This is a genomic window from Mesorhizobium sp. M0410, from assembly GCF_040321435.1.
In the GTDB taxonomy this organism is placed as follows: Bacteria; Pseudomonadota; Alphaproteobacteria; order Rhizobiales; family Rhizobiaceae; genus Mesorhizobium.
The window spans coordinates 303,893-324,427 of sequence record NZ_JAMYRN010000001.1; the positions used below are offsets into that span (position 1 = coordinate 303,893).

Annotated in this window: 22 protein-coding genes; 5 read left to right on the plus strand and 17 right to left on the minus strand. The window is 62.6% G+C overall.

The genetic code is table 11. From position 1 onward, the window contains the following. Positions 1-12: 12 nt before the first annotated feature. Genes NKI63_RS01540 through NKI63_RS01550 form a run of 3 tightly spaced genes read right to left on the minus strand, consistent with a single transcriptional unit; the run spans position 13 to position 3,754 of the window. The gene (locus NKI63_RS01540) at positions 13-861 is read right to left on the minus strand and encodes a hypothetical protein (RefSeq protein ID WP_352820271.1); all 849 of its coding nucleotides are present in this window, start codon (positions 859-861) and stop codon (positions 13-15) included. Continuing rightward, the gene (locus NKI63_RS01545; protein WP_352820273.1) at positions 861-1,580 is read right to left on the minus strand and encodes a restriction endonuclease subunit S; all 720 of its coding nucleotides are present in this window, start codon (positions 1,578-1,580) and stop codon (positions 861-863) included. The genes NKI63_RS01540 and NKI63_RS01545 overlap by 1 nt, the downstream gene beginning before the upstream one ends. Further along, the gene (locus tag NKI63_RS01550) at positions 1,577-3,754 is read right to left on the minus strand and encodes a type I restriction-modification system subunit M (RefSeq protein ID WP_352820275.1); all 2,178 of its coding nucleotides are present in this window, start codon (positions 3,752-3,754) and stop codon (positions 1,577-1,579) included. Before NKI63_RS01550 ends, NKI63_RS01545 begins: the two co-directional genes overlap by 4 nt. A 391-nt stretch (positions 3,755-4,145) precedes the next feature. Here NKI63_RS01550 and NKI63_RS01555 point away from each other — a divergent pair, with 391 nt between their 5' ends. Beyond that, positions 4,146-4,379, plus strand: a complete 234-nt coding sequence (locus NKI63_RS01555) for a hypothetical protein (RefSeq protein ID WP_352800917.1) — start codon at positions 4,146-4,148, stop codon at positions 4,377-4,379. A gap of 61 nt (positions 4,380-4,440) precedes the next feature. Here NKI63_RS01555 and NKI63_RS01560 read toward each other — a convergent pair whose 3' ends face one another. Both NKI63_RS01560 and NKI63_RS01565 read right to left on the minus strand, forming a co-directional pair. Beyond that, positions 4,441-4,755, minus strand: a complete 315-nt coding sequence (locus tag NKI63_RS01560; RefSeq protein WP_352820364.1) for a hypothetical protein — start codon at positions 4,753-4,755, stop codon at positions 4,441-4,443. A 74-nt stretch (positions 4,756-4,829) separates the two neighbouring features. Next, positions 4,830-5,348: a metallophosphoesterase gene (locus tag NKI63_RS01565; protein WP_352820277.1), complete on the minus strand. Its 519-nt coding sequence runs from the start codon at positions 5,346-5,348 to the stop codon at positions 4,830-4,832. Between the two features lie 227 nt (positions 5,349-5,575). Between NKI63_RS01565 and NKI63_RS01570 the strand changes: the two genes are divergently transcribed. Then, positions 5,576-5,905, plus strand: a complete 330-nt coding sequence (locus tag NKI63_RS01570) for a hypothetical protein (protein ID WP_352820279.1) — start codon at positions 5,576-5,578, stop codon at positions 5,903-5,905. 84 nt (positions 5,906-5,989) lie between these two features. Continuing rightward, positions 5,990-6,538 (plus strand): DNA-3-methyladenine glycosylase, encoded by a 549-nt coding sequence (locus tag NKI63_RS01575; protein ID WP_352820281.1) that lies wholly within the window; start codon positions 5,990-5,992, stop codon positions 6,536-6,538. 33 nt (positions 6,539-6,571) lie between these two features. Here NKI63_RS01575 and NKI63_RS01580 read toward each other — a convergent pair whose 3' ends face one another. Continuing rightward, the gene (locus tag NKI63_RS01580; protein ID WP_352476970.1) at positions 6,572-6,838 is read right to left on the minus strand and encodes a DUF3606 domain-containing protein; all 267 of its coding nucleotides are present in this window, start codon (positions 6,836-6,838) and stop codon (positions 6,572-6,574) included. Between the two features lie 169 nt (positions 6,839-7,007). Here NKI63_RS01580 and NKI63_RS01585 point away from each other — a divergent pair, with 169 nt between their 5' ends. Both NKI63_RS01585 and NKI63_RS01590 read left to right on the plus strand, forming a co-directional pair. After that, positions 7,008-7,502: an EF-hand domain-containing protein gene (locus NKI63_RS01585; protein ID WP_352820283.1), complete on the plus strand. Its 495-nt coding sequence runs from the start codon at positions 7,008-7,010 to the stop codon at positions 7,500-7,502. A gap of 168 nt (positions 7,503-7,670) precedes the next feature. Continuing rightward, on the plus strand, positions 7,671-8,012 hold the full coding sequence (locus tag NKI63_RS01590; RefSeq protein ID WP_352820285.1) for an antibiotic biosynthesis monooxygenase family protein: 342 nt from the start codon (positions 7,671-7,673) through the stop codon (positions 8,010-8,012). 25 nt (positions 8,013-8,037) lie between these two features. Here the strand turns inward: NKI63_RS01590 and NKI63_RS01595 are convergent, their stop codons facing one another. The 11 genes from NKI63_RS01595 to NKI63_RS01645 all read right to left on the minus strand — a co-directional run bounded on the left by NKI63_RS01595 (position 8,038) and on the right by NKI63_RS01645 (position 20,174). Beyond that, entirely contained in the window at positions 8,038-8,871 is an 834-nt protein-coding gene (locus tag NKI63_RS01595; protein WP_352820287.1) for an SMP-30/gluconolactonase/LRE family protein, read from the minus strand. An 11-nt stretch (positions 8,872-8,882) separates the two neighbouring features. After that, the gene (locus NKI63_RS01600; RefSeq protein WP_352686295.1) at positions 8,883-10,658 is read right to left on the minus strand and encodes a CoA-transferase; all 1,776 of its coding nucleotides are present in this window, start codon (positions 10,656-10,658) and stop codon (positions 8,883-8,885) included. Continuing rightward, on the minus strand, positions 10,655-11,440 hold the full coding sequence (locus NKI63_RS01605; RefSeq protein ID WP_352686292.1) for an enoyl-CoA hydratase/isomerase family protein: 786 nt from the start codon (positions 11,438-11,440) through the stop codon (positions 10,655-10,657). Before NKI63_RS01605 ends, NKI63_RS01600 begins: the two co-directional genes overlap by 4 nt. A 2-nt stretch (positions 11,441-11,442) precedes the next feature. Continuing rightward, a complete protein-coding gene (locus NKI63_RS01610) occupies positions 11,443-12,648 on the minus strand; it encodes a CaiB/BaiF CoA transferase family protein (protein WP_352820289.1) in 1,206 nt (401 codons plus the stop codon). Between the two features lie 17 nt (positions 12,649-12,665). Continuing rightward, the gene (locus NKI63_RS01615; protein WP_352507021.1) at positions 12,666-13,451 is read right to left on the minus strand and encodes an SDR family NAD(P)-dependent oxidoreductase; all 786 of its coding nucleotides are present in this window, start codon (positions 13,449-13,451) and stop codon (positions 12,666-12,668) included. A gap of 1 nt (position 13,452) precedes the next feature. Continuing rightward, positions 13,453-14,448 (minus strand): ABC transporter permease, encoded by a 996-nt coding sequence (locus NKI63_RS01620; protein WP_352686289.1) that lies wholly within the window; start codon positions 14,446-14,448, stop codon positions 13,453-13,455. A gap of 30 nt (positions 14,449-14,478) precedes the next feature. Further along, complete coding sequence (locus tag NKI63_RS01625) at positions 14,479-16,011, minus strand: sugar ABC transporter ATP-binding protein (protein WP_352507023.1); 1,533 nt, start codon at positions 16,009-16,011, stop codon at positions 14,479-14,481. Then, complete coding sequence (locus NKI63_RS01630; RefSeq protein WP_352507024.1) at positions 16,001-16,984, minus strand: ABC transporter permease; 984 nt, start codon at positions 16,982-16,984, stop codon at positions 16,001-16,003. Before NKI63_RS01630 ends, NKI63_RS01625 begins: the two co-directional genes overlap by 11 nt. A 141-nt stretch (positions 16,985-17,125) precedes the next feature. Beyond that, positions 17,126-18,157: a sugar ABC transporter substrate-binding protein gene (locus NKI63_RS01635; RefSeq protein WP_352507025.1), complete on the minus strand. Its 1,032-nt coding sequence runs from the start codon at positions 18,155-18,157 to the stop codon at positions 17,126-17,128. Positions 18,158-18,180: 23 nt separating this feature from the next. Further along, complete coding sequence (locus NKI63_RS01640) at positions 18,181-19,032, minus strand: IclR family transcriptional regulator (RefSeq protein WP_352507026.1); 852 nt, start codon at positions 19,030-19,032, stop codon at positions 18,181-18,183. After that, positions 19,032-20,174 (minus strand): extracellular solute-binding protein, encoded by a 1,143-nt coding sequence (locus NKI63_RS01645; protein ID WP_352686285.1) that lies wholly within the window; start codon positions 20,172-20,174, stop codon positions 19,032-19,034. The genes NKI63_RS01640 and NKI63_RS01645 overlap by 1 nt, the downstream gene beginning before the upstream one ends. Positions 20,175-20,535 lie beyond the last annotated feature (361 nt).

Here is a 20,535-nt window from a genome sequence, read left to right on the forward strand (position 1 = left end):
TTATCCCCCTAATCAAGCCAAAGGCCAATTTCTGCGTGTCTTTAGAAAGCTGTCATCTACAGTATAGGTTTGAAAATATTCCCAAACACCAAAAAAGGCCTCGACCTTATGGGTGTAACAGGCAGAGCGTGAAAGCTCTGAAAAGACCTCGGACAGCCACCGAACGACCATCAGCGCATAGTAGCGGCCGAACCGCTGGACGAGTTTGGTTTGTCCGGTGCGGATGGAAGATGTGAGCACATCCTGCATCGTGTCCCCGATTTCGTTGATGTAGAGCACCATGGAGATGGGCGACATGACGGCATCGACCATGCTGGCGCGGCCTTCCACCCGCTTCTGGGTCTCCTTTCCATAGTAGTGCTCTTTCAGGATCAGTTCGGCGACCTCGCCCCACCACTTGCCGATCGGATCATGCTGTCCGAGATTAGGATCGCCCAGCGCGGCAAAGTTGGCGTAGCGCCCCCGCCCTGCATCCGCGAAGGCATCGAGGCATTCAATGATCTTCGGACTGATCGCATTCGTCGGGCGGGGAAAGTCGAGCTTTAGTGCTTGTTTGTCTGCGACCTTGTGCGCGGCCTCCATCAGGTCGGTCAGGTTATGGCGAAATCGACGAACCACCCTTTCATCTGGCATTTGTCCGGCGTTAGCGATTGCATGATCCGCGACGAGAATGAGCTTGGCCAATCGTTCCAGCCCAACCGACAAACCGAAGAAGGCCGTGTAGTACTCCCCCACCTGGTCTGCGTAGTTGGCACGACCCAAGGCGGTGGCACCCGAGCCAATAAGGTGCCGCACAAGCGCAGATTCTCGCCGCACCGAATGCCATTCAGGAATGTCCCACGGATTTCCCTGACCGGCCATCAAACAATCCCCAGCTTACCTGTTACGGCAGCGGTAATAAGCGATGTTCGATATTCTAGAAGAAGACCGCAAAAACTTCTGTCTTTGTCGTTGGCAAGATCGCGTAGGGCCTTTGCTCCTAACGCCCGCCCCGTCATCTTCTCGATGAGCCCATCGATCCGCGCTGTCTTCTCATCCAGAAACCGTGCGATGCGTCGCTGCGTTTCAATTGGGGGAACGGCGACGTATGCGTTCTTCATCGGGTACTGCCCGAGGCCGTATCGCGTTACCCCGTTCGCGCCTAACTTGAACTGGTCATTCAGCGGTTCCGAACGGCAGAGCCAAGTCAGAAAACCGCCATCGAGTTCCTGTCCTGGCTCCAGCACAGCCAGGTGGTAGCCGCAGAGCACATCCGGCATGTCTTCGGTGACCAGCGCGGGGATTCCGATATCGTCCCATCCTTCGCTGTCCTTCGTGATGATCACCTGTCCGCACTTCAGACGGAACTTTTCGATCTCGGCTTCCGTTGCCGAGCCATTCATGAATTCAAGATCAGGTGTGATGCGGTTATTGTAGTAAACATCAGTGTAGTTGCAGAGTCTTACCGGCTCTTCATCATCGACAATTGTTTTATCGACATTGCTGTTGCGCGTATCGGCAAAGAATTTGAGCTTCTCTAACCGCCATCCATCCGGCAGCAACCCGTAAGCCAGTTGTATGTTATTGGGGACGACGGTCATGCAACCAGCCCTTTCAGCAATCCGGCGATGTCGCCCTCTAACTTGATGATATCCGCCTCAATCTCGTCCAGCGGGCGCGGTGGCTTGTAGACGTAGAAATGCCGGTTGATCGGGATTTCGTAACCGACCTTGGTCTTGTCGTAATCGACCCAAGCATCGGCGACATGGGGCAGCACTTCGCGCGCCAGATAGGCGTCGATCACATCTCGGAATGCCTCGACCAGCCTGTCATTTGGCTTATCGGGGCCGAACTGCATGGGCAGCGGCAGGGCGGTGCCTTCGGGCAGCGGGATGTTCTCGGTGTCGCGCAACTCGCTGTCAGGCTCCGGCCTGCCCTTGCCATCGCGGCAAATCTCGGCATCAGGGTCGCGCGCGCCGAGGGCGGCGAGGATCGCCTTTTTGATGGGCGCGGCAAGTTTCAGTCCGGCCCGTTTGGCAGCGCGGGTCAGGTCCGCATCGAAGGCCTCACGGTCCATGTAGCGGCCCTTGGCTTCCAGGGTGGCCAAAGCTGAGCGGATGGCGTCCTGCAGCGTGCGGCCTTCCGAGATCTCGCGCGCCGCCGCCTTGTCGTCTTTGCGCTTCTTTGAGGTCGCCAGATTGGCAAAGGCGGACTGGTCGTCCAGTCGGGCGATGCGCGCTGGCGCCGCCTCGAAATTCATTCGCAAGGGACGCTCGACTGTCACCTTAAGGAAGCCGAACTCGCGGTTCTCGAAGATGCGGGAGACAACCCGCGTTTCGATATCGCCATTGATCCGCACGTCCGCTGTCTCGCCGTCACGGAAATTGCCGTAGATGCGGGTCAGGTCGCGTATCTGATCCTCGGTGACCTCGTTGCGCTTGTTATTGAGGCTCTTCTTCATACGCTGAAAAAAGCGCGTGCCGTCGATTAACTGCACCTTGCCGCGCCGCTTGGGCGGCTTGCGATTGGTGACGAGCCAGATGTAGGTGAAGATGCCCGTGTTGTAGTAAAGCTGGTCTGGCAGCGCGACGATGGCATCGAGCCAATCGTTCTCGATGATCCAGCGGCGGATGTTCGACGGTCCCGATCCGGCATCGCCAGAAAAGAGCGGAGAGCCGTTGAAGACGACGGCTATCTTGGAGCCGATCGCGTTCTCGTCACCCTCCTTGTATGGGTGCATCTTCTCGATCATGTGCTGGAGGAACAGCAGCGAGCCGTCGTTGATGGTGGGCAGCCCGGCGCCGAAGCGGCCCGAAAAGCCCATCTCCCTGTGCTCGCGTTCAACGACCGCCTTCTGGTCCTTCCACTCCACGCCGAAAGGCGGGTTGGCGAGCATGTAGTGGAAACTGCTATTCTCGAAGCCGTCGCCTTTCTTGCCGTCGCCCAGCGTATCGCCGAGCACGATGTTTTTCGTGTCCTCATCTTTGATGAGCATGTCCGAGCAGCAGATGGCCCACGACTCGTCGTTATACTCCTGCCCGTGGAGGGCAAGATTGGCTTGGCTATTCTGCCCGAGGATGAACTTTTCTGATTCCGACAGCATACCGCCCGTGCCGCACGCTGGGTCATAGATCGTGCGGAAAATGCCTGGCGTGTAGACGTCCTGTTCGCCCGTATAGACGAGGTTCGCCATCAGGCGGATGACCTCGCGCGGGGTAAAGTGGTCGCCGGCTTCTTCGTTGGCCTGCTCGTTGAAGCGCATCACCAGATGCTCGAACAGGTAGCCCATCTGTAGGTTGTCGATGCGATCGGGGTGCAGGTCGACGTCGGCCATCGCCTTGACGATGGTGAAAAGCCGGTTGCTGGCGTCGAGCTTTTCGATCTGATCGGTGAACTTGAACTTCTCGAAGATAGTCCGAGCGGTGGACGAGAAGCCGTTGATGTAGGAGACGAGGTTCGGCGCGATGTACTCGGGATCGCCCAAGAGCCGTTCGAAGGTGTAGGGGCTGGTATTGTAGAGCGGGTGCTTGCGATCAGGGTCCGCAGCGCGCCCAAGAAGTCGCTCCATCGCGCTTTCCGGCATGTTCTGCGCGGTGAGCTTCGCGTATTCCTTGAGTACAGCGTCCTTGGTCGGCTCAAGCACGCAATCCAGTCGTCGCAGGGCGACGATCGGCAACATGACCAGACGGTATTGCGGCGGGCGATATGGGCCGCGCAGCCGATTGGCGATTTCCCAGATCGTAGACTTCAAATTCTCGTGGGCTTGCAGATTCATGTCAGCAGTCCGCCTTGGCAATTTCTTCAACTTGGAATGCGAACACTCCCCGGAGGAGGTAGAATCGACCGATCGCGTACAGTCAAGGAGCGACTGGTACGCCACACCGACGATCAATTGAGCTTTGGTGGACGGTTAGGACGGCTTGGGTTGTTAGACCACTACCGGCGCGGACAGAATACTCGAGCTTGGCCGACCTCTAGCTTCCCGCCACTGAACCGTGACCGCCACAGCACCGACTGCCGTTCTTCTATTTCAGCCGTACTCGTAAAGCCGAACCTCGAATCCAGTCCCGCCCGCCCATGACCGTCACCTCCGATCTCAGCGATAATCTGGAACTCAATCGGCCTCCAATGATTTGTTCGTGGATAGACCCCGAAGGGAGCGCCCCGTGCCCGCACCGCCCGAAATGGATGTCGTTCTCGAAAAGCTGCCATTGAGGATCGGCGCCTACATACCTGACGACCTGCTGGAGGACTGGTTCGCGCCAGGGACGGGCATGAACCCGGTCAGCAAGGAGGCACTTGCCGCTGCCAAGAATTACGGCTGGCGCTTCGAATGCGACTTCAAGCACTACCCCGAACGCAAGGAGGGCGTGTTCTGGAAGTGGGTGCCGGCGATCTGACCGGCGCTCCACAGCCGGACGGACTTGGACTGAAGCAGGTCGCCAAGCCTGTCGAATCCCCTCAGCCGCCGCCTATCGGCGTCGTCACCTTGCCGGTTCCGCCGCATTCGGGGCAGGTCCGGCCGTCGATCATGCCTGACCCTGCACAGCGGCGGCAAATGTTCTCGCCGGCGCCGGGGACGCCTGCCGGAACCTCGTCCATGTTGGTTTGAGCGGCTTGCCGGGGCTTGCCCTGCAGCTTGTTTCTCAACCGGGCGACCAAGCCTTCGTCGACCTCAAGCGGCTTGCTGCTATCGTCCGGCAGGCCTTCGCCGGATTGGCCGATGGTTTCATTGCGCGGCCGGTCGTTCGCGCCTGTCGTTATCTTCTGAGCCATTGCCGTTGCCTTTACGCCTTGCAATTTTTCGAACGCCTCAGCTCCGCAGAGGTTCCGGTTGCGGCCAGCCGCCTTCAGCCGGGTTTTGCCCGCGCCGGCCGGCGGCCGCGGCTGGCGAGGATGGTGGGAAGCGTGACCGGACGAAAATCCCAGCTGTCGACACCGACGTCATACTGGCGTGTGACCGGGGTGAGCCGGCCGTGCGAATGGCCATGCAGGTCGATCGATTTCCGGCCGATCTGGTTCCAGGTGCGAAAAGGATAGTGGCAAAGGATCAGCAGGCTGCCGCCGAGCGTCAGCTCCTTGTAGTGTTGCGTGCTGGTCCAACCCGTCGCGTCAATGGTGGCCGCAGCATCGTTGTTGCCGATGATCAAGTGCTTGCTGCCATGAAGAGACGACAGCAGCGACGACACGAAGGACGCCGAGCCCTTGGCAAAATCGCCGAGGTGCCAGACCTCGTCGTCCGGGCCGACAGTCTCGTTCCAGAACGCAATGAGCGCCCGATCATGCTCCGCCAGCGAGCCGAACGGGCGGCGGTCGATGCGCAAAATGCGCGGGTCGCTGAAATGCGTGTCGGCGGTGAAGTAGATCATGCGCTGGAGCCTGTTTCGAACTGCCGATCTGGGCGCGTGGCGCACCAAGTCCATGTTGCTCTCCCGATGCTTGCTCAACCCGCTCGATCGCCGGTTGTTCCTGGAAGCAGGCCCAGGCGGTTTCCGCTCGTTGGCACTTTGAAACGGGGGAACTTTGAAACGGGGGAACTTTGGAATGAGACGCAGGTTAGAATGCTTGAGGCCGATGCTCTGAAAGGACCTCGACGATGACCGACGCAGCACCTCTTGGGCGAAGCCCGGCTCAAGCGCGGGGCGATATCGACGCCGGGCGCGGAGGGGATAAGACACCGGGGATCGACCCAGCCGCGGCTCCCATGGAAACGGACGCGGAATCGGCCGGCAGCGTTCCGCCGAAGAGCCCTGCCGCGCGCCATGAAACGCCGAAGTTTACCAACCAGGCGAGCTATGCCAATGCGATGCGTCCGCTGAAGGATGAGCCCGACGTCCAACCGCGCCGATATGGGCCGGTGCTGGTGATTGCCGCCATCGTCGTGCTGGCCGCGGCGGTTTTCATCGGCGCAGCGATGCTGCGCTGAATACAACGCAGTGGATGGACATTTTGCTTCCGGTCCGGGAACTTGCTGACGCGCCAGGTTGAGGCGCGATCAGTCCGGTGCACGTTGACCACGAACCACCAATTCTTTGCCCGAGACGCCACCACCGTGGCGCGCGACATGATTGGCGCGACGCTGCTTTTGCACGGCGTTGGCGGCATCATCGTCGAGACCGAGGCCTATCGCCCCGATGACCCGGCTTCGCATGCTTTCGGTGGCAGGACGGTGCGCAATGGCGCAATGTTCGGCACCCCAGGCAGCGCCTATGTCTATCGCTCCCATGGCCTGCACTGGTGCCTCAATGCCGTGTGCCTGCCCGGCAGTGCCGTGCTCATCCGCGCAATCGAACCGCAATCCGGGCTGGAGGTTATGCGGGCCAATCGCGGTGTTGACGACCCCCGGCTGCTTTGCTCGGGACCCGGTCGTCTTTGCCAGGCGCTGGCAATCGACAAATTCCATGACGGGCTGCCACTGGACGTGCCGCCATTCGAATTCAGGCAGCCGGGCGACGCCAGCGCCATTCTTACAGGCCGCCGGATCGGCATTTCCAAGGCTGTCGATGCCGAGTGGCGGTTCGGCCTGCGCGGCTCGGATTATCTGAGCCGCAAGTTCTGACGCCTGCGGCAGCGGCAGAGCAACTGCCTGGCATCACTCGTCGGGTTTGCCGAGATGCATGGGTGTCGCCTGCTGGCGGGCTTCCCTGGTCACCTCGTCGGCTCCGGCAGGTGAAATCCCCCGCAACGCCTTCGCGGCTTCGACCAGGCGCCCGCGATCATTGCCGAAGCTCTTGATCAGCTGACGGACCTGGTCGGCGGTGATGCCGTTCTGCTGGGCAAAATACTCGACTTCACGGTCGTCTTCCGCCGAAACGCGATCGCGGTCGCGGAAATCCCGCTTGCTCTTATCGTCGGCCATTTTTTCCTCCTGGTGGAGCTTTGCATCAACGGCAACGTGGGCAAGCGGCTTTCGTTGCCGCCACCAGGCGGACTTTTGCGCGGTCGAGCCGACTGACCAGGAACCATGAGGCGAGCAGCCGGTTTGGCTTGGATGCAGCAGCCACCAATTCATACCGATGGAGATTACGATGACGCTCGCAAGCAAAACCACTGTAATTGCCGCGGCGCTGGCTATGTTGGCCGCGCCGGCATTCGGCCAGACGAGCCCGCCCGCGCCCGCAGCTCCGGCGCCCGGAATGAGCGGGCAAAGCCAGGATGCCATGCGCGATATGATGCGCCAGATGATGACCGAGATGTTGGAGGAGAGAATGCAAGAGGATCGCGCGCCCCGGGCGGAACGGCGTGGTCGCGACCGCCGGCATCACGACTACAGGATGGGCACGCCTGACCGAGATTGGGAGACGGGTGGCGGCGGTGGCATGGGACGGGGGATGCATGGCGCGAGGATGCGAATGATGTTCGCCATAGTCGATGCCGATGGCGACGGCGCGCTTTCTCAGGCAGAAGTCCAAGATTTCGTCGGGCGGATATTCAACGCCGTCGATGAGGACGGTGACGGCAGCGTCGACATGCAGGAAATCCGGTCCTTCTTCCACGGAGGCGGCGCCGAGGACCAGGAGTAAGTCTCCCACCGGTCGGCAAGAGGCCTAGCCGGGCAGCGCCACCTATGTCGGCCGGGGAAGATGAAAAGTCGCTGGCAATGGGATACGAGGCTGCCAGCCGGGGAGATCCGTTCCTTGGCTGGCCTTCGAACGCCGGCGGACCAATCAGACCAGCAGGGATTCGTTGCCATGACAGAGAAAATTACGGAGAAAACTCCGACCATCGCCCGTATCTGGCGCGGCAGAACCGTGCCTGAAAAGGCGGATGCCTACGAGAGTTACAATTACGAAGCCGGCATCAAGCCGCTGATTGAGAAGGCACTGGGCGTGCAGACCTTTCGCGAGGACACGCCGAGCCATTCGGAATTCGTGACGATCTCCTATTGGGAAAACGTCGAGGCGATGGCGGCGTTCACCGGCGGCGATCCGACGAAGATCCACCATCTGGAGCGTGACGAAGAGTTCCTGATCGAGCTGCCGTCGAGGGTGCAGGTGCTGCGCATCCGCTCCAGTCACGGTCGCCTGCAATAGCCCTGGTGAGCGCCGCCCGCTTGATCTAGGAAATCGCCGTCAGGTCGATCTCGGTAATGTGCCAGCGGCCGAGATTTGCGGTGTAGAGCTTATCGCCCTTGAAGGCGATGTTGGTGGGATGGGCGAGCGTGGTTGCCGCCGGATCCTCGATCAGCACCTCGAGCCCGCTATCCTGTCGCCAGCGATAGATGCGGCTCGGCTCGTAGCACGAGATGAACAGCGAACCGTCCGGCGCCACGGCGACGCCATCGGGGACGTTGTTCACGCCGTCCACGACGAGCTGGCGAGGTCCTGCCGTGCCGTCGGCACGGATCGGCACATAGCTGACGCAGGCCGCGTGGCTTTCCACGACGTAAAGCCCATTACCATCCGGCGCCATCGCCATGCCGTTGGCGAAGGCCATGGCCTCGCGGCACCACAGGCCGCCTTCGCCGGTCTTCAGATCATAGCGGAAGATACCGGAGCGGTTGTCTTCGCCGAGGCTATCGGAGACATAGAGCCAGCCGCGCGCCTCGTCGACGATCGGATAGTTCGGCACGCGGATGCCGGCCGAAGCGAAGCGTTGCATCTCGGCCACCGCGGCATCCCAGCGAAAGACCGCCGCATGTCTGAGATCGCAAGCAAAGCAGTTGCCTGCGCTATCGAAAGCGATGCCAAGCAGAAAGCCTTCCGTGCCACCCATCCGTTCGACCGAGCTGCCATCGGCGGCCAGCCGCAACAGGTCGCCGGTTTCGGTGCCGCACCAGATCGAGCCGTCGCTATGGATGGCCACGCCTTCAGGATGCGCGACGCGCGGGTTGGTGAAGATGCCGTCGAAGAAGATCTTGGCGGCCGACATTTCGAGCAACGGCTTTGCCATGCGCACCCCCTTCAATCCGGTGCAGTATGCGACCGCTGTGCGGCGATGCAGCGCTCGACCATCCGCCGGTCGGTGGCGAGGATCTCGGCGATCAGGGCGCTGCGCTCCCTCGCGCTGACGAATTCGAGGCGCCGCAGACCGAGCGGGTCGATGCGGTTTCGCAGGATGTCGAGCGTCTCGTTCGAGGGTAGCGCAAGTTCGCGGCAATCGGCATCGAATGTCAGGGCAAAGCCGGTGGCATCCTGGAGCTGCTGGCGCGTCACGCCCGGCCTGGTTTCGATGACGGCCAATTGCCGGCTCTCCCCGTCGAGCCGAAACACGCAAAGGTCGGTGAACACCAATGCCGCGCCGGTCCGATAGCCCATCGGCTCGCGTTCGGCCTCAGTCAACAGGCCGCGCGCCGAGCTGGCAATCTCGACCGTCTCGACCAGCGACTGCACGGAATGGCGGGGGACGTAGAGCAGATAATCGCGATGCATGTTGGCGACGTCGGCCATGCCGCCTTGCCCGGGCAGCCGGATAAGGCTGCCGTCACGCTTGCGCAGCGCAATGGTGTTGACGCGCCCACGGCGGTCGACCTGCGCGGCACCGACGATCTCATGCGTCACCGCGCCGGCCTGATAGTAGGTCGAATAGGTGTCGTCGCCGCCGGCATGCGCCACCGCCGTCTCGCAATCGAGGCTTTCGATCAGCGACAGGATCATCGGGCTCGGTGCTATGTCGAGATGACCGCAACTCATGGTAGCGATGATCATGTCCGGCGCGTGCGTCGCTTTGGCCAGCCGGTAGGCGACATTGGCGAGCGGCGACACCGCGCCGGCACTGGCAAAGCTCTCATTGTCGAGCTCAGCGGCGATGCGGGCGGCGATGATCTCGTCGATGGACGCCTCCTTGTTGCCGTGCACGAGCCTGGGCATTGCGAGGACTGTTTCAGCGCCGACTTTTGCAGCATCTTGAACCCGCTCCGGCACGCCTTCCGAAGGCATGCCCAGGCTGTCCGACAAAGGTATTTCCTTGGCCGCGAACGCCCCCGCCAACGCTTGATAATCCGTCACATAGAATGGCAGGCAGGAGGCGGGATAGGCGCCGCCTGCTGCCAGCGCGATCGCCGACACCCGGTTGCGGGTCAAAATGCTCTGCCGACCATCATGCCGCAGCGCTCCGACCGGGACGATCTCCTCGACCGTCACCAGCACCTGGCGCGCCGCGCCGGCCATGGCGAAATCCAGCGCCCGTGGTCCGATGATCTGGACATTGCCGCTCTCGTCGGCACGCTGGGCATGGACGACGAACGTATCGAGCCGCAAGGCCGGGATGATCCCGGTCGTAATTCCCGCGATCGGATCGGGCGCGGCGATCGCACCCGGCACGCGCGCCAGCATGTCCGAACCCTCCGGAAGCTGAAACGGCATCGACGGCAGGTTCTGCTGCCCCGCCCGCAGCGCCTGGATCATAGCCAGCGCCGTCCAGTCGCGGACCGGCACGGCATTGGTCTCGGCGGCCGCGCGGAAGCGCGGCGGCAAGCCAAAAATATCGAGGCTGGAAAAGCAGATATCGACCGCCGCCACGGCATTCGCTTCGAGAAGCAGTTCGAGCGGCAGGCCGCCGGCCCAGCAGACATAGCGAAGATCCTTGACGCCCAAGCGGGCGATGGCCCGCAGCAGGGCGATCGGCAGCCGGGCAAAATGATGGCCACCGACACCGAAGACGTCGCCGCCGCCGACCATCGCGGCCAGGCCCTCGACATCGGTGAAGCGCGGCCGGTTTTGCTTGACCAGGGACGTCATTGCCCAGCCTTCGCCCGCGCGGCGCTTTTTTCGGCGAACGCCTTCACCCGCTGCTGGCCGGTCTCGCTACGATAAAGCCCGCCCAGTACGTCGCGCTCCATGGCAAGGCCTTCCGCCAAGTCGCCCGACACGGCGTGCGCCGTCAGCGCCTTCAATGCCTCGATCGCGGCAGCCGGTTCGGCGGCTATCATGCCGGCGAGTTCCAGCGCCCGTGGCATCAGCTTTTCGGCGTCGACGACCTCGTTGACCAGCCCGGCGGCGACGAGCTCGGAAGCCGGCACGATGGCGCCGGTCATCAGCAAAAGGTTGGAGCGGTTGCGGCCGAGCTTCTGGACGCTGCGCTGCGTGCCGCCGCCGCCCGGGACCAGCCCGAGCTTGATCTCGGGCAGGCCGAGCTTCGCGAACTGGTTGGCGATGACGATGTCGCAGCACAGCACCAGCTCCATGCCGCCGCCGAGCGCAAAGCCGTTGACCGCGGCGATGACCGGCTTGCGGTTGTTCTCGACTGCCGCATACATGCGCGTGCCGGCGGCCTGGAAGGCGTCGAACTCGATAGCTGTCTGGGCAGCGTATTCCTTGATGTCGGCGCCGGCCATGAAGCCGCGCCCCTCGCCGGTCACTACGATCGCGCCGACGCCGTCATCCTGCGACAGCGCCTCGAAAACCTCGGTGATCTCGCTTTGCATCAGCCGGTTCATGGCGTTGAGCTGATCGGCGCGCCGGAAGGTGACGACTGCGACGCGCCCGGATATTTCCAAGCTGAGTGTCTGGTAAACGCTCATCGTCAGGCAGCATCCACGGTCATATCGCCGGACGCCTCAAGCGCTGCAATCTCGCCGCTGGAGAGGCCGAACTCGGCCAGTATCTCGCGGCCATGCTGGCCGACCAGCGGCGCCGGCCGCTCTATGGTAGCCGGCGTCTCGCTCATCTTGACAGCCGGCGCGACCACCCTGACCTTGCCGCCGCGCGGATGATCGTAGCTGGTGATCATGCCCAGGTGCTTAACCTGCGGGTCCTCGGCTGCGCGCCTTATGTCCTTCACCTCGGCGCACCAGATGTCGGCTGCGAGCAGCCGCGCCAGCAGGTCCTGCGTGGCAAACTTCCTGGTTTCGGCGTTGACCTTGTCGAACACCTCGTCGCGCCTGTCGAACAGGGTCTTCAGATCGTCGTAGACGGCAAGCTGCGGCGCCTCCAGCACTTCGTACAGCGTCTTGAACGGGCTCATGGCGATCGACACATAGCCGCCGTCCTTCGCTTCATAGACACCGAACGGCGCCTGCATGCCGGGGTGGCCGATGCCGGAATTCGGGCGCACGAAATCCTCACCGAGATTGAGCACGGCGACATATTCCTGATTGAGATGCCCCAGCATGCCGGCGAGCAGATTGACCTCGATCTTCTGGCCCTTGCCGGTCTTCTCGCGATAGTAGAGCGCCGACAGGATGCCGTAGACCATGTTCATGGCGCCGATCTGGTCGGCCAGGCCGGCACCGGCCGGAACAGGAGCCTGATCGCCGCGGCCGGTGTTGGAGATCAGCCCGGACAATCCCTGGATCAGCATGTCCTGGCCGGGGCGCTCAACGTAGGGGCCCTCCTCGCCATAGCCGGAACCCGAGCAATAGATGATGGCGGGATTGACCGCCCTGAAATCCTCGTAGCCATAGCCGAGCCTGGCGAGCACGCCGGGGCGGAAATTCTGCACCACCACATCGGCCTTCTCAGCCATGTCCATGATGATGGCATGCACCTTGCGGCTTTTCAGGTTGAGCGCGATGGAGCGCTTGTTGCGGTTCCAAGCGAGGAAATTCGGGCTTTCGGAGCCGCCGACCCATTTGGCGAAGAAGGTCATGCCGCGGAACATGTCGCCGGCGCCTGAACGCTCGATCTTGATGACGTCGGCGCCCATGTCGCCGAGCAGCTGCGTGGCGAACGGCCCCTGCAGCAGATGGCTGAAATCGAGGATGCGGACGCCTTCGAGGGCCTTGTTCATTTTTGTCTCATTGGTTGTCAAAGCAGGTCGGGTACGTAGCGGGGTGCCGCGGTGAGGCCGCCGTCGACGCGCAGGTCGGTACCGGTGGTGAAGCCGGCGGCGTCGGAGGCGAGATAGACGGCGGCTTCTGCCACTTCGGACGGTTTGCCGATGCGACCGAGCGGATGCATTTTCACCCAGGCCTTGGCGAGATTGCCGCCGATCTCCTTGATCAGTTTGTCGTTCATCGGCGTGTTGATGGTTCCGGGCGAGATCGAGTTGACGCGGATGTTGAGCGGGCCGAACTCGACCGCCATCTGACGCGTCATCGCCATCACCGCACCTTTGGCGCCGGCATAGGCGGTCCAGCCGTCGAGCCCGATATGACCTTGCGCCGAGGCCATGTTGATGATCGAGCCCGATTTCTGCGCGATCATATGCGGCAGCGCATATTTGCAGCCGCGGAACACGCTGGTCAGGTTGACTGCGATCAGCCGGTGCCACTGCTCGTCGGTCATCTCATGGACCGGCATGCCGCCGATGGCGATGGCGGCATTGTTGACCAGAATGTCGAGATGGCCGGTTTTGCCGACGGCGCCGTCTACCAGGGCGGCGATGTCGGCCTCCTCCGCCACGTCGCAATGGATGTAGTCAGCGCGGTGGCCGGCGGCGCGCAGCTCGGCTGCGAATTTTTCGCCCTTCTCATCATCGATGTCGCCGAGGAAGACGTGCGCGCCCTCACGCGCCATTGCCTCGCTGATCGCATGGCCGATGCCGTCGGCGGCGCCGGTGACGATTGCGGTTTTCCCTTTGAGACGATCCATGTCAGACTCCAATGGCGCGCCGGCGCTTCGCTTCGTCGAAAGCGACGGCGGCAATGATGATCATGCCGGTGATGACCAATTGCCATTCGGTCGGCAGGCCGAGCCCGCGCAGCCCGTTGGACAGGAACTGCAGGATCAACACGCCGAGCGCCATGCCGGTCAGGCTGCCGATGCCGCCGGCAAGGCTCACCCCGCCGAGCACGGTGGCGGCGACGACCTGGAACTCGAAATTCAGCCCAGCCGTATGCTGCGCCGAGCCGACGCGGGCGGCCAGGATAATGCCGGCTACCGTTGCCAGCAGCGCGCTGATGATGAAGCAGATGAACTTGACGCGGCGCACGTCGTAGCCTGCCAGCCGCGCTACTTCCGGATTGCCGCCGACGGCATAGATCTGCCGCCCGAACGGCCGGTGCTGCATCACGTAGGCGAAGACGGCGAGCAGAACGAGGGCAATGACAGCCGAATAGGGAACGACGTTGAACAGGCGACCGTCCGACAGCGCGATGAAGCTGTCGAGCGCTGCATCGTCGGGGATGGCGCGCTGGCCGGTGTAGAGGTAGACACCGCCGCGCATGATGAACATCGTGCCCAGGGTCACGATCAGCGAGTTGATGCCGGCATAGGCCGTCAGATAACCATTCACGACGCCGATGATCAGCCCGAACAGCAGCGCACCGCTGATGCCGAGCACAAGCGAGTTGGTGTCGTTCATGATGATGATCAGCGGCAGCGCGATGGTCGCCAGCAGCGACCCGATCGAGATGTCGACCTCGCCGGAGATGAAGACGATGGCGCAGCCTATGCCGGCTGTCAGTGCTAGCGAAGCCTGACCGAGCACATTGGTGATGTTGCGCACAGAGAAGAAATTCTCGGCGGTGAAGGAAAAGAACGCGATCACCAGGATGAGGCAGAGGAGCAATGCCACTTCCTGCCGTGCGACGAGCCGCGCCAGCATGGACGGCCCAGCTTTCATCGTGTCGGTGCCTGCCAGGCTCATCACTTGGTCCCGTTCCGAGGCGTCATCGTCTTAGCCGATCGCCGCATTGAGGATGTTCTCCTGCGTGGCCTCGTCGCGGGACATGATAGCGGTGAGGCGGCCTTCGCACATCACCGCGATGCGGTCGGCAAGCCCCAGCAGCTCGGGCATTTCGGACGTCATCATGACGACCGCCAGGCCTTCGCCGGCGAGCCGGTCGATGAGCGCAAAAATCTCCGACTTGGCGCCGACGTCGATGCCGCGGGTCGGTTCGTCGACGACGATCACCTTGAGACCGCGCATCAGCCAGCGCGAGATCAGCACTTTCTGCTGATTGCCGCCCGACAGGTTCTTGACCTGCTGGAACAAGCTGGGCGTCCTGATGCGGAAACGGTCGACATAGTCCTGCACCGCTTTGCGTTCGCTTGCCTTATCGACGAAGCCCATCCTGGCGAAGGCACCGAGCGAGGCGAGGCTGGCGTTCTGGTAGACCGGCAGCTCGCCCATCAGCCCTTCGCTCTTGCGGTCTTCGGTGAGCAGGCCGATGCCGAGCCGGACGCCGGTGTGCGTGTCGTGCGGCAGCAGCGGGCTGCCATCGACCGAAATAGTGCCGGAGGTGATCGGATCGAAGCCGACAATCGCCTTGGCGAGCTCGGTCCGACCCGCCCCCATCAAGCCGAAGAAGCCGAGGACTTCGCCGGCATGCGCTTCGAACGACACGTCCTTCAGCTTCTTCGCCGTGCTAAGTCCTTGCACGGAAAGGGCGACCTTGCTGCCTGGTGCACCGCGCTTGCGCGGGAACAGGTTTTCGATGCGCCGGCCGATCATGTCCTGGATCAGCGTATCGTTGGTGTGCTCGCCGATCGGCCTGGTCGAGACGTGGCGGCCGTCGCGCAATACGGTCACGGTGTCGGCGATCTCGAAGACCTCGTCGAGCTTGTGGCTGACATAGAGCACGGCGATGCCGAGCGCGGCGAGCCGGCGAATGACGGTGAACAGCAGCGAGACCTCGTTCGGCGTCAGCGAGGAGGTCGGCTCGTCCATCACCACGACGCGTGCTTCATGGGCGAGTGCGCGGGCGATCTCGACCATCTGCTGCTGGCTGACCGGCAGCGATCCCGTGCGCGCCGCCGGGTCGACGTTGAAGCCGATACGCTTGAACAGGGCGGCCGCATCGGCACGGATCTTCTTCCAGTCGATCGACCCGCCTTTGCCGGTCGGATAGCCTTCGAGGAAGATGTTCTCGGCGACGCTGAATTCGGCGATCAGCGCGATCTCCTGGAACACCACCTTGATGCCCTCTTTCAGGCTGTCGCGCGGCGACTTGATGTCGGCCTCGCGGCCGCGCAGGCGAATGGTGCCGGCATCCTTGCCGTAGACCCCGGCCATGATCTTGATCAGCGTCGACTTGCCGGCGCCGTTCTCGCCCATCAATGCATGGATCTTGCCGGGTTCCAGGGTCAGATCGACGTTATCCAGCGCCACCACGCCGGGAAAGCGCTTGCCGATGCCGCGCATCTCCAGCGCCGGCACGCTTTTATCGACAGCCACGGTTTCGGCGGGGTGAAGGAAATCAACCGACATTGGCTCTGTTCCGCACGATGTCGAGATAGGTCGCCAGGATGATGACGATTCCGGGCACCACCATCTGCAGATCCTGGTTCCAGCCGAGGATGATGATGCCGTTGTCGATGACCTTCAGCACCAGCACGCCCAGCAACGTGCCAAGCAGCGAGCCGCGGCCGCCAAGCAGGCTGGTGCCGCCGAGGATGACGGCGGCAATCACCGTCAGCTCGAAGCCGCGGCCGGCGGTCGGCTGGCCGGCATTCATCAGCGACGACAGGATCATGCCGGCAATGCCGACGCAGAGGCCGGTGACGACGAAGGCGAAGAGTTTTAAGCGTTGCGAGCGCACGCCGGAGAGACGAACCGCGCGCTCGTTGGCGCCGACAGCGTAGAGATAACGGCCGAGCGTGGTGAAGCGCAGCGTTGCCGCGGCCAGCGCGAAAATCACCGCGGCAACGACCACGGGCAGCGGGATCGCGCCGATATAGCCGGCGCCGAGATCGGTGAAGCCGGCAAGTCGGTGGTGGTTCTGCACCGCCTCGCGGGTGAACAGATAGACGCCGCCCTGCAGCATCATCATGGTGCCGATGGTGGCGATCAGCGAGTTCACCTTGAGCATGGTGACGACCAGCCCGTTGAACAGGCCGACCGCGCCTGAAAAGGCGAGTGCCGCCAGCAGGCCGAGCGTCAGGCTGTGTGTTGAATTGAGCACGGCCATGCCGATACAGCCGACAAAAGCCAGCGATGCACCGACCGACAGGTCGACTTCCGCGGTGATGATCAGCATCGTCATGCCGGAGGCAACGATCAGCACCAGCGCGCATTGGCGCAGGATGGCGATGATGTTGGCCTCGGAATAGAATTGCGGCGCCGCAATCGACATGGCGATGCAGAGCACGGCCAGGATCACGCCGAGCACCAGCTGGCTGCTGCCCAGCAGCTGGCCGCCGATGAAACGCCTTGGCGCAGAGGATTGCGTAAGCTCGCTCATGTCCATTTCATTTCCGGGCCCGTATCGGTGCCGTCGCCGTTTGGAAACCTGCGGGCCAAAACAGGACGGTTGCCCTGTTTTTCCGTCGGCATATCCGATCCGCTGCCCTTCCCGCCGTGCGGGAAGGGCTACCCGGAATCCTTACTTCTTCAGATCGGCGGAAGTTTTCATGCATTTTTCCGGTGGCTGAAGCGAATTGACGGCATCCCATTTGATTTTGCGTGTGGTGCCATCGTAGTCGTAGAACTTCTTCCAGGCGTCACCGTTCATCGGCGCGGTCGGGCTGACGATGTGTTCCGGCACCTCTTCGCCGTTGAAGAGCTTAACCGCTGCATCGATGGCGGTGTAGCCTTCCTTTTCCGGGAACATCGCGGCCTCGATCCGGTAGGACGGCTCGTTCTGCATCGCATTGATGAAGGCGAGGCCTTCGCCACCGGTGCCGACAGTCAACAGGCCGTCCTGCGGCTTGCCGGCCGCTTTCCAGGCCTGAAGGCCGCCGAGCGAGGAGGAATCGTTGATGCCGTAGATGATGTTGATGTCGGCATTCTTGGCAAGAGCCGCCGAAGAGACTTCGAGTGCGCGATCGGGATTGCCGCCGCCGTCGAGGTCGTGGACCATGACCGCGTCGGGGATGATGGTCTTCAGGCCGTCCATGAAACCCTGCGACCGCAGGACGGTGGCGGACAGCAGCGGCAGGCCGACATTCATCACCTTGGCTTTGCCTTCGAGCTTTTCCTTGGCGTATTTGCCGGCTTCGACGCCGGCGGTGTAGCCGGTGTCGTAGTCGCAGATCGCGACCATTGTGGTCATGCCCTTAACCGGATTGCCTTCGAGCACGACCGGAACGTTGTTGGATTTCGCCTGGCGCAGCAGCGGCACGACGCCTTCCTCGTTGACGGGCGTGATGATCAGGACGTCGACGCCCTTGGCCATGAAATCTTCGGCGGCGGAGACCTCCTTGGCGACGTCCAGATTGGCGTCCTGCACCTCGAGCTCGATACCGAGTTCCTTGGCGCGGGCCTGCATACCCTTGATGACGTTCTGATACCACTCATGCGTGGCGTAGTTGGTGACGTAGCCGATGCGCTTCGGCATGTTTTCGGCCTGTGCCGCGGCGCCGCTCAGAGCCAGCACGGCCGCCGAGGCAAACAGCATCGATTTGGACCAGTTCATGTTTCTTCTCCCTGTATTTCTTGTCAGTTGCTGAACGGATAGTCCCGCCGTTCCGGGTCGGCACGTGAAGAGGCGGCAGCTTCGCCCGCGCCCATCGCCGCCGATATCGTCTCGGCCGCCGCCTTAGTCCGCTCAAAGACGGTGCTGCGATCGAAGCGCGCGGCCTTTTGCGGCAGGAACGGGACGGTGAGCGCGGCAATGACTGCGCCGGTATGGTCGCGCACCGGCGTCGAGATGTTGATGCAGCCCTCGACAGCCAGCGAGGCGCGCATTTCATAGCCGAGCCTTGCGACTTCGTTCAGCCGCGCTTCGATTTCCGCCCGGCTGCCTTGGCCTTCGCCTGCAGCGACGATCCGCTCGACGATGCGGTCGCGCTCGGCGCGGCCAGAATGCGCCAGCAGCACCGCGCCGGAACTCGTTTCGAGGATCGGGAAATGCGAGCCAAGGGCAACCGAATAACGCATCGGCAAAGGCGAATCGATCTGCAGCACGACCAGTGCGCTCTCGCCTTCGCGGACGACCAGATGGCAGCTCTGGTCGGCATTGGCGGCCAGGCCGCGCATCACCGGCAGCGCGCATTCGACCAGGCGGTTCACCGGGGGATGCATATGCGCCAGTTCGAACAGCTTCAGCGACAGGCGGAAGCGGTCCGATTGCGTCCGGAAAATGTAGCCGCGCTTCTCCAGCAGCAGCAGGATGCGGTAGATCTCGTGAATGGAGCGCCCCATTCCGGTGGCGATCTCGGTCTGGGTCAGCGGCTCGCCGCTGGCAGCCATGAATTCCAGTATGTCGAGCGCCTTCTCCACAGCGGGCACGCGGTAGCCGTTGCGGCCGCTTTCGCCTTCGTCGACGATCTGGGCAATATCGGTGGCCATTACGCGACGCTCCGTTGCGGCTGGCCATGCCTGGTCTCGCGATAGAGCCGGTTCAGCCGGTCCGCGAGCTCCGCCGCCGGCAATTCGCCGGTGATGGCCGCCGCGGCGTGAGGGGCGCATTGGCGGAAGAAGCTGATGAAGCCCGGATGGGTCGGGCGCAGATAGGAAGCTTCGATCGTCGCCAGCGTCGAGGCGAAGAAGCCGCCTGAGAGAGCGTTGACCTCGGCATCCTGCCACGCCGCCAGCGATCCCGGCTGTCCGCCGGATTTCACGTAGTCGCCGCGCTGATAGCCGGGCGAGCACAGAAACAGCGCGTAATCGATGGCTGCCTGCTTGTGTTTCGATTGAGCGCTGACGCCGATGCCGGCACCGCCGAGCAAGGCGCCGGCGGATCGCGGTGTCGGCACGTCGGCGAAGCGCAGATACGGCCTGTCTGCCCTGGAGGCGTAGTTCACATAGCCGAAGGCGAACGGCACGTAGACCACGTCGTCATGCGCGATCATATGATCGTAGCAGCGGATCGGGTTCCATTTCGGCGAGTTCGGGTGCGACAGCGCCGCAAGCTGGCGCAACTGCCCGACGGCCTGCTCGATTTTTTCCCCAGCAATGAACTCGTCGCCGTCTTCGCGGGGCTCACCCAGCGTCAAAAGCAGGCACATGGCGTCAGTCGGCACCAACGGCAGCCCAAGCCATTTGCCGTCCTTCAAGGCGCGCCGGCCGAGCTCCAGCACGTCATCATGGCTGTGCGGCAACGAACCGTAGCGCTCCAGTAGATCAGGGCGATACGAGGCAACCTGGCAGGCAGCATCGATTGGCAACGCCCATTGGCGCCCGTCCCTCGCGTAGGATTGCCAGGATGCGCCGACCGAATCCCGTTCGAAGCCGCGGCGCTGCTCAGCCGACAAATCGAACGGCACCATCAGCCCGCCTTCGGCAATATCGCCGATGAACGGATGATCGAACACGACAAGATCATAGGCGCCGAGCACCGGACCAAGCGCGCCCTCGCCGAACTCATAGAGGCTGCGGCGGTCCCATTCGATCTCAAGACCGGGATTGGCGGCGCAATACGGCCCGATGCTGGCCTCGAGCGGACCCCAGCAGCGTCGGTGATCCCACGCGAGGCCGCGCAGTCTTGTCATGCCGAAATTCCTCCCAGAGCCGCCCATGCGCCGGCCCAGCTGATTAGTAGCAACTATTTTCACCTACACAAGTAGTTTTTACATACGCAAAGCCGAACTCCTTCCGGTTTGGCAGAAAGCCGCCCAGCCGCCCCTGGTTCGCATCGCGTTGCTGCTCTGCGCTGCAACCAAAGGCTGCGGTGGATCTAGGTTTTTGGGAACTTTCGCGACGAACATTCGTTCGGTTGGCGCAGCCCTCCAGAGCAGCATCACTGGATTCAGCAGCCACGTCGCAGGGAGCGGACTAAATGGACCAACCATGGGCGGCCATGAATCGGTTTGCCGCCTTGGCATTCGCCACGTTTCTGGCGATAACTTCGAT

Bases quoted from the DNA above. Each gene is read 5' to 3' on its own strand.
- NKI63_RS01610 (WP_352820289.1), bottom strand. From the start codon at position 12,648: ATGAACAAGGCCCTCGAAGGCGTCCGCATCCTCGATTTCAGCCATCTG.
- NKI63_RS01590 (WP_352820285.1), top strand. From the start codon at position 7,671: ATGACAGAGAAAATTACGGAGAAAACTCCGACCATCGCCCGTATCTGG.
- NKI63_RS01630 (WP_352507024.1), bottom strand. From the start codon at position 16,984: ATGAGCGAGCTTACGCAATCCTCTGCGCCAAGGCGTTTCATCGGCGGC.
- NKI63_RS01585 (WP_352820283.1), top strand. From the start codon at position 7,008: ATGACGCTCGCAAGCAAAACCACTGTAATTGCCGCGGCGCTGGCTATG.
- NKI63_RS01640 (WP_352507026.1), bottom strand. From the start codon at position 19,032: ATGGCCACCGATATTGCCCAGATCGTCGACGAAGGCGAAAGCGGCCGC.
- NKI63_RS01560 (WP_352820364.1), bottom strand. From the start codon at position 4,755: ATGGCTCAGAAGATAACGACAGGCGCGAACGACCGGCCGCGCAATGAA.
- NKI63_RS01635 (WP_352507025.1), bottom strand. From the start codon at position 18,157: ATGAACTGGTCCAAATCGATGCTGTTTGCCTCGGCGGCCGTGCTGGCT.
- NKI63_RS01645 (WP_352686285.1), bottom strand. From the start codon at position 20,174: ATGACAAGACTGCGCGGCCTCGCGTGGGATCACCGACGCTGCTGGGGT.
- NKI63_RS01595 (WP_352820287.1), bottom strand. From the start codon at position 8,871: ATGGCAAAGCCGTTGCTCGAAATGTCGGCCGCCAAGATCTTCTTCGAC.
- NKI63_RS01620 (WP_352686289.1), bottom strand. From the start codon at position 14,448: ATGAGCCTGGCAGGCACCGACACGATGAAAGCTGGGCCGTCCATGCTG.
- NKI63_RS01545 (WP_352820273.1), bottom strand. From the start codon at position 1,580: ATGACCGTCGTCCCCAATAACATACAACTGGCTTACGGGTTGCTGCCG.
- NKI63_RS01540 (WP_352820271.1), bottom strand. From the start codon at position 861: ATGGCCGGTCAGGGAAATCCGTGGGACATTCCTGAATGGCATTCGGTG.
- NKI63_RS01580 (WP_352476970.1), bottom strand. From the start codon at position 6,838: ATGGCCGACGATAAGAGCAAGCGGGATTTCCGCGACCGCGATCGCGTT.
- NKI63_RS01550 (WP_352820275.1), bottom strand. From the start codon at position 3,754: ATGAATCTGCAAGCCCACGAGAATTTGAAGTCTACGATCTGGGAAATC.
- NKI63_RS01600 (WP_352686295.1), bottom strand. From the start codon at position 10,658: ATGACGTCCCTGGTCAAGCAAAACCGGCCGCGCTTCACCGATGTCGAG.
- NKI63_RS01615 (WP_352507021.1), bottom strand. From the start codon at position 13,451: ATGGATCGTCTCAAAGGGAAAACCGCAATCGTCACCGGCGCCGCCGAC.
- NKI63_RS01570 (WP_352820279.1), top strand. From the start codon at position 5,576: ATGACCGACGCAGCACCTCTTGGGCGAAGCCCGGCTCAAGCGCGGGGC.
- NKI63_RS01565 (WP_352820277.1), bottom strand. From the start codon at position 5,348: ATGATCTACTTCACCGCCGACACGCATTTCAGCGACCCGCGCATTTTG.
- NKI63_RS01625 (WP_352507023.1), bottom strand. From the start codon at position 16,011: ATGTCGGTTGATTTCCTTCACCCCGCCGAAACCGTGGCTGTCGATAAA.
- NKI63_RS01605 (WP_352686292.1), bottom strand. From the start codon at position 11,440: ATGAGCGTTTACCAGACACTCAGCTTGGAAATATCCGGGCGCGTCGCA.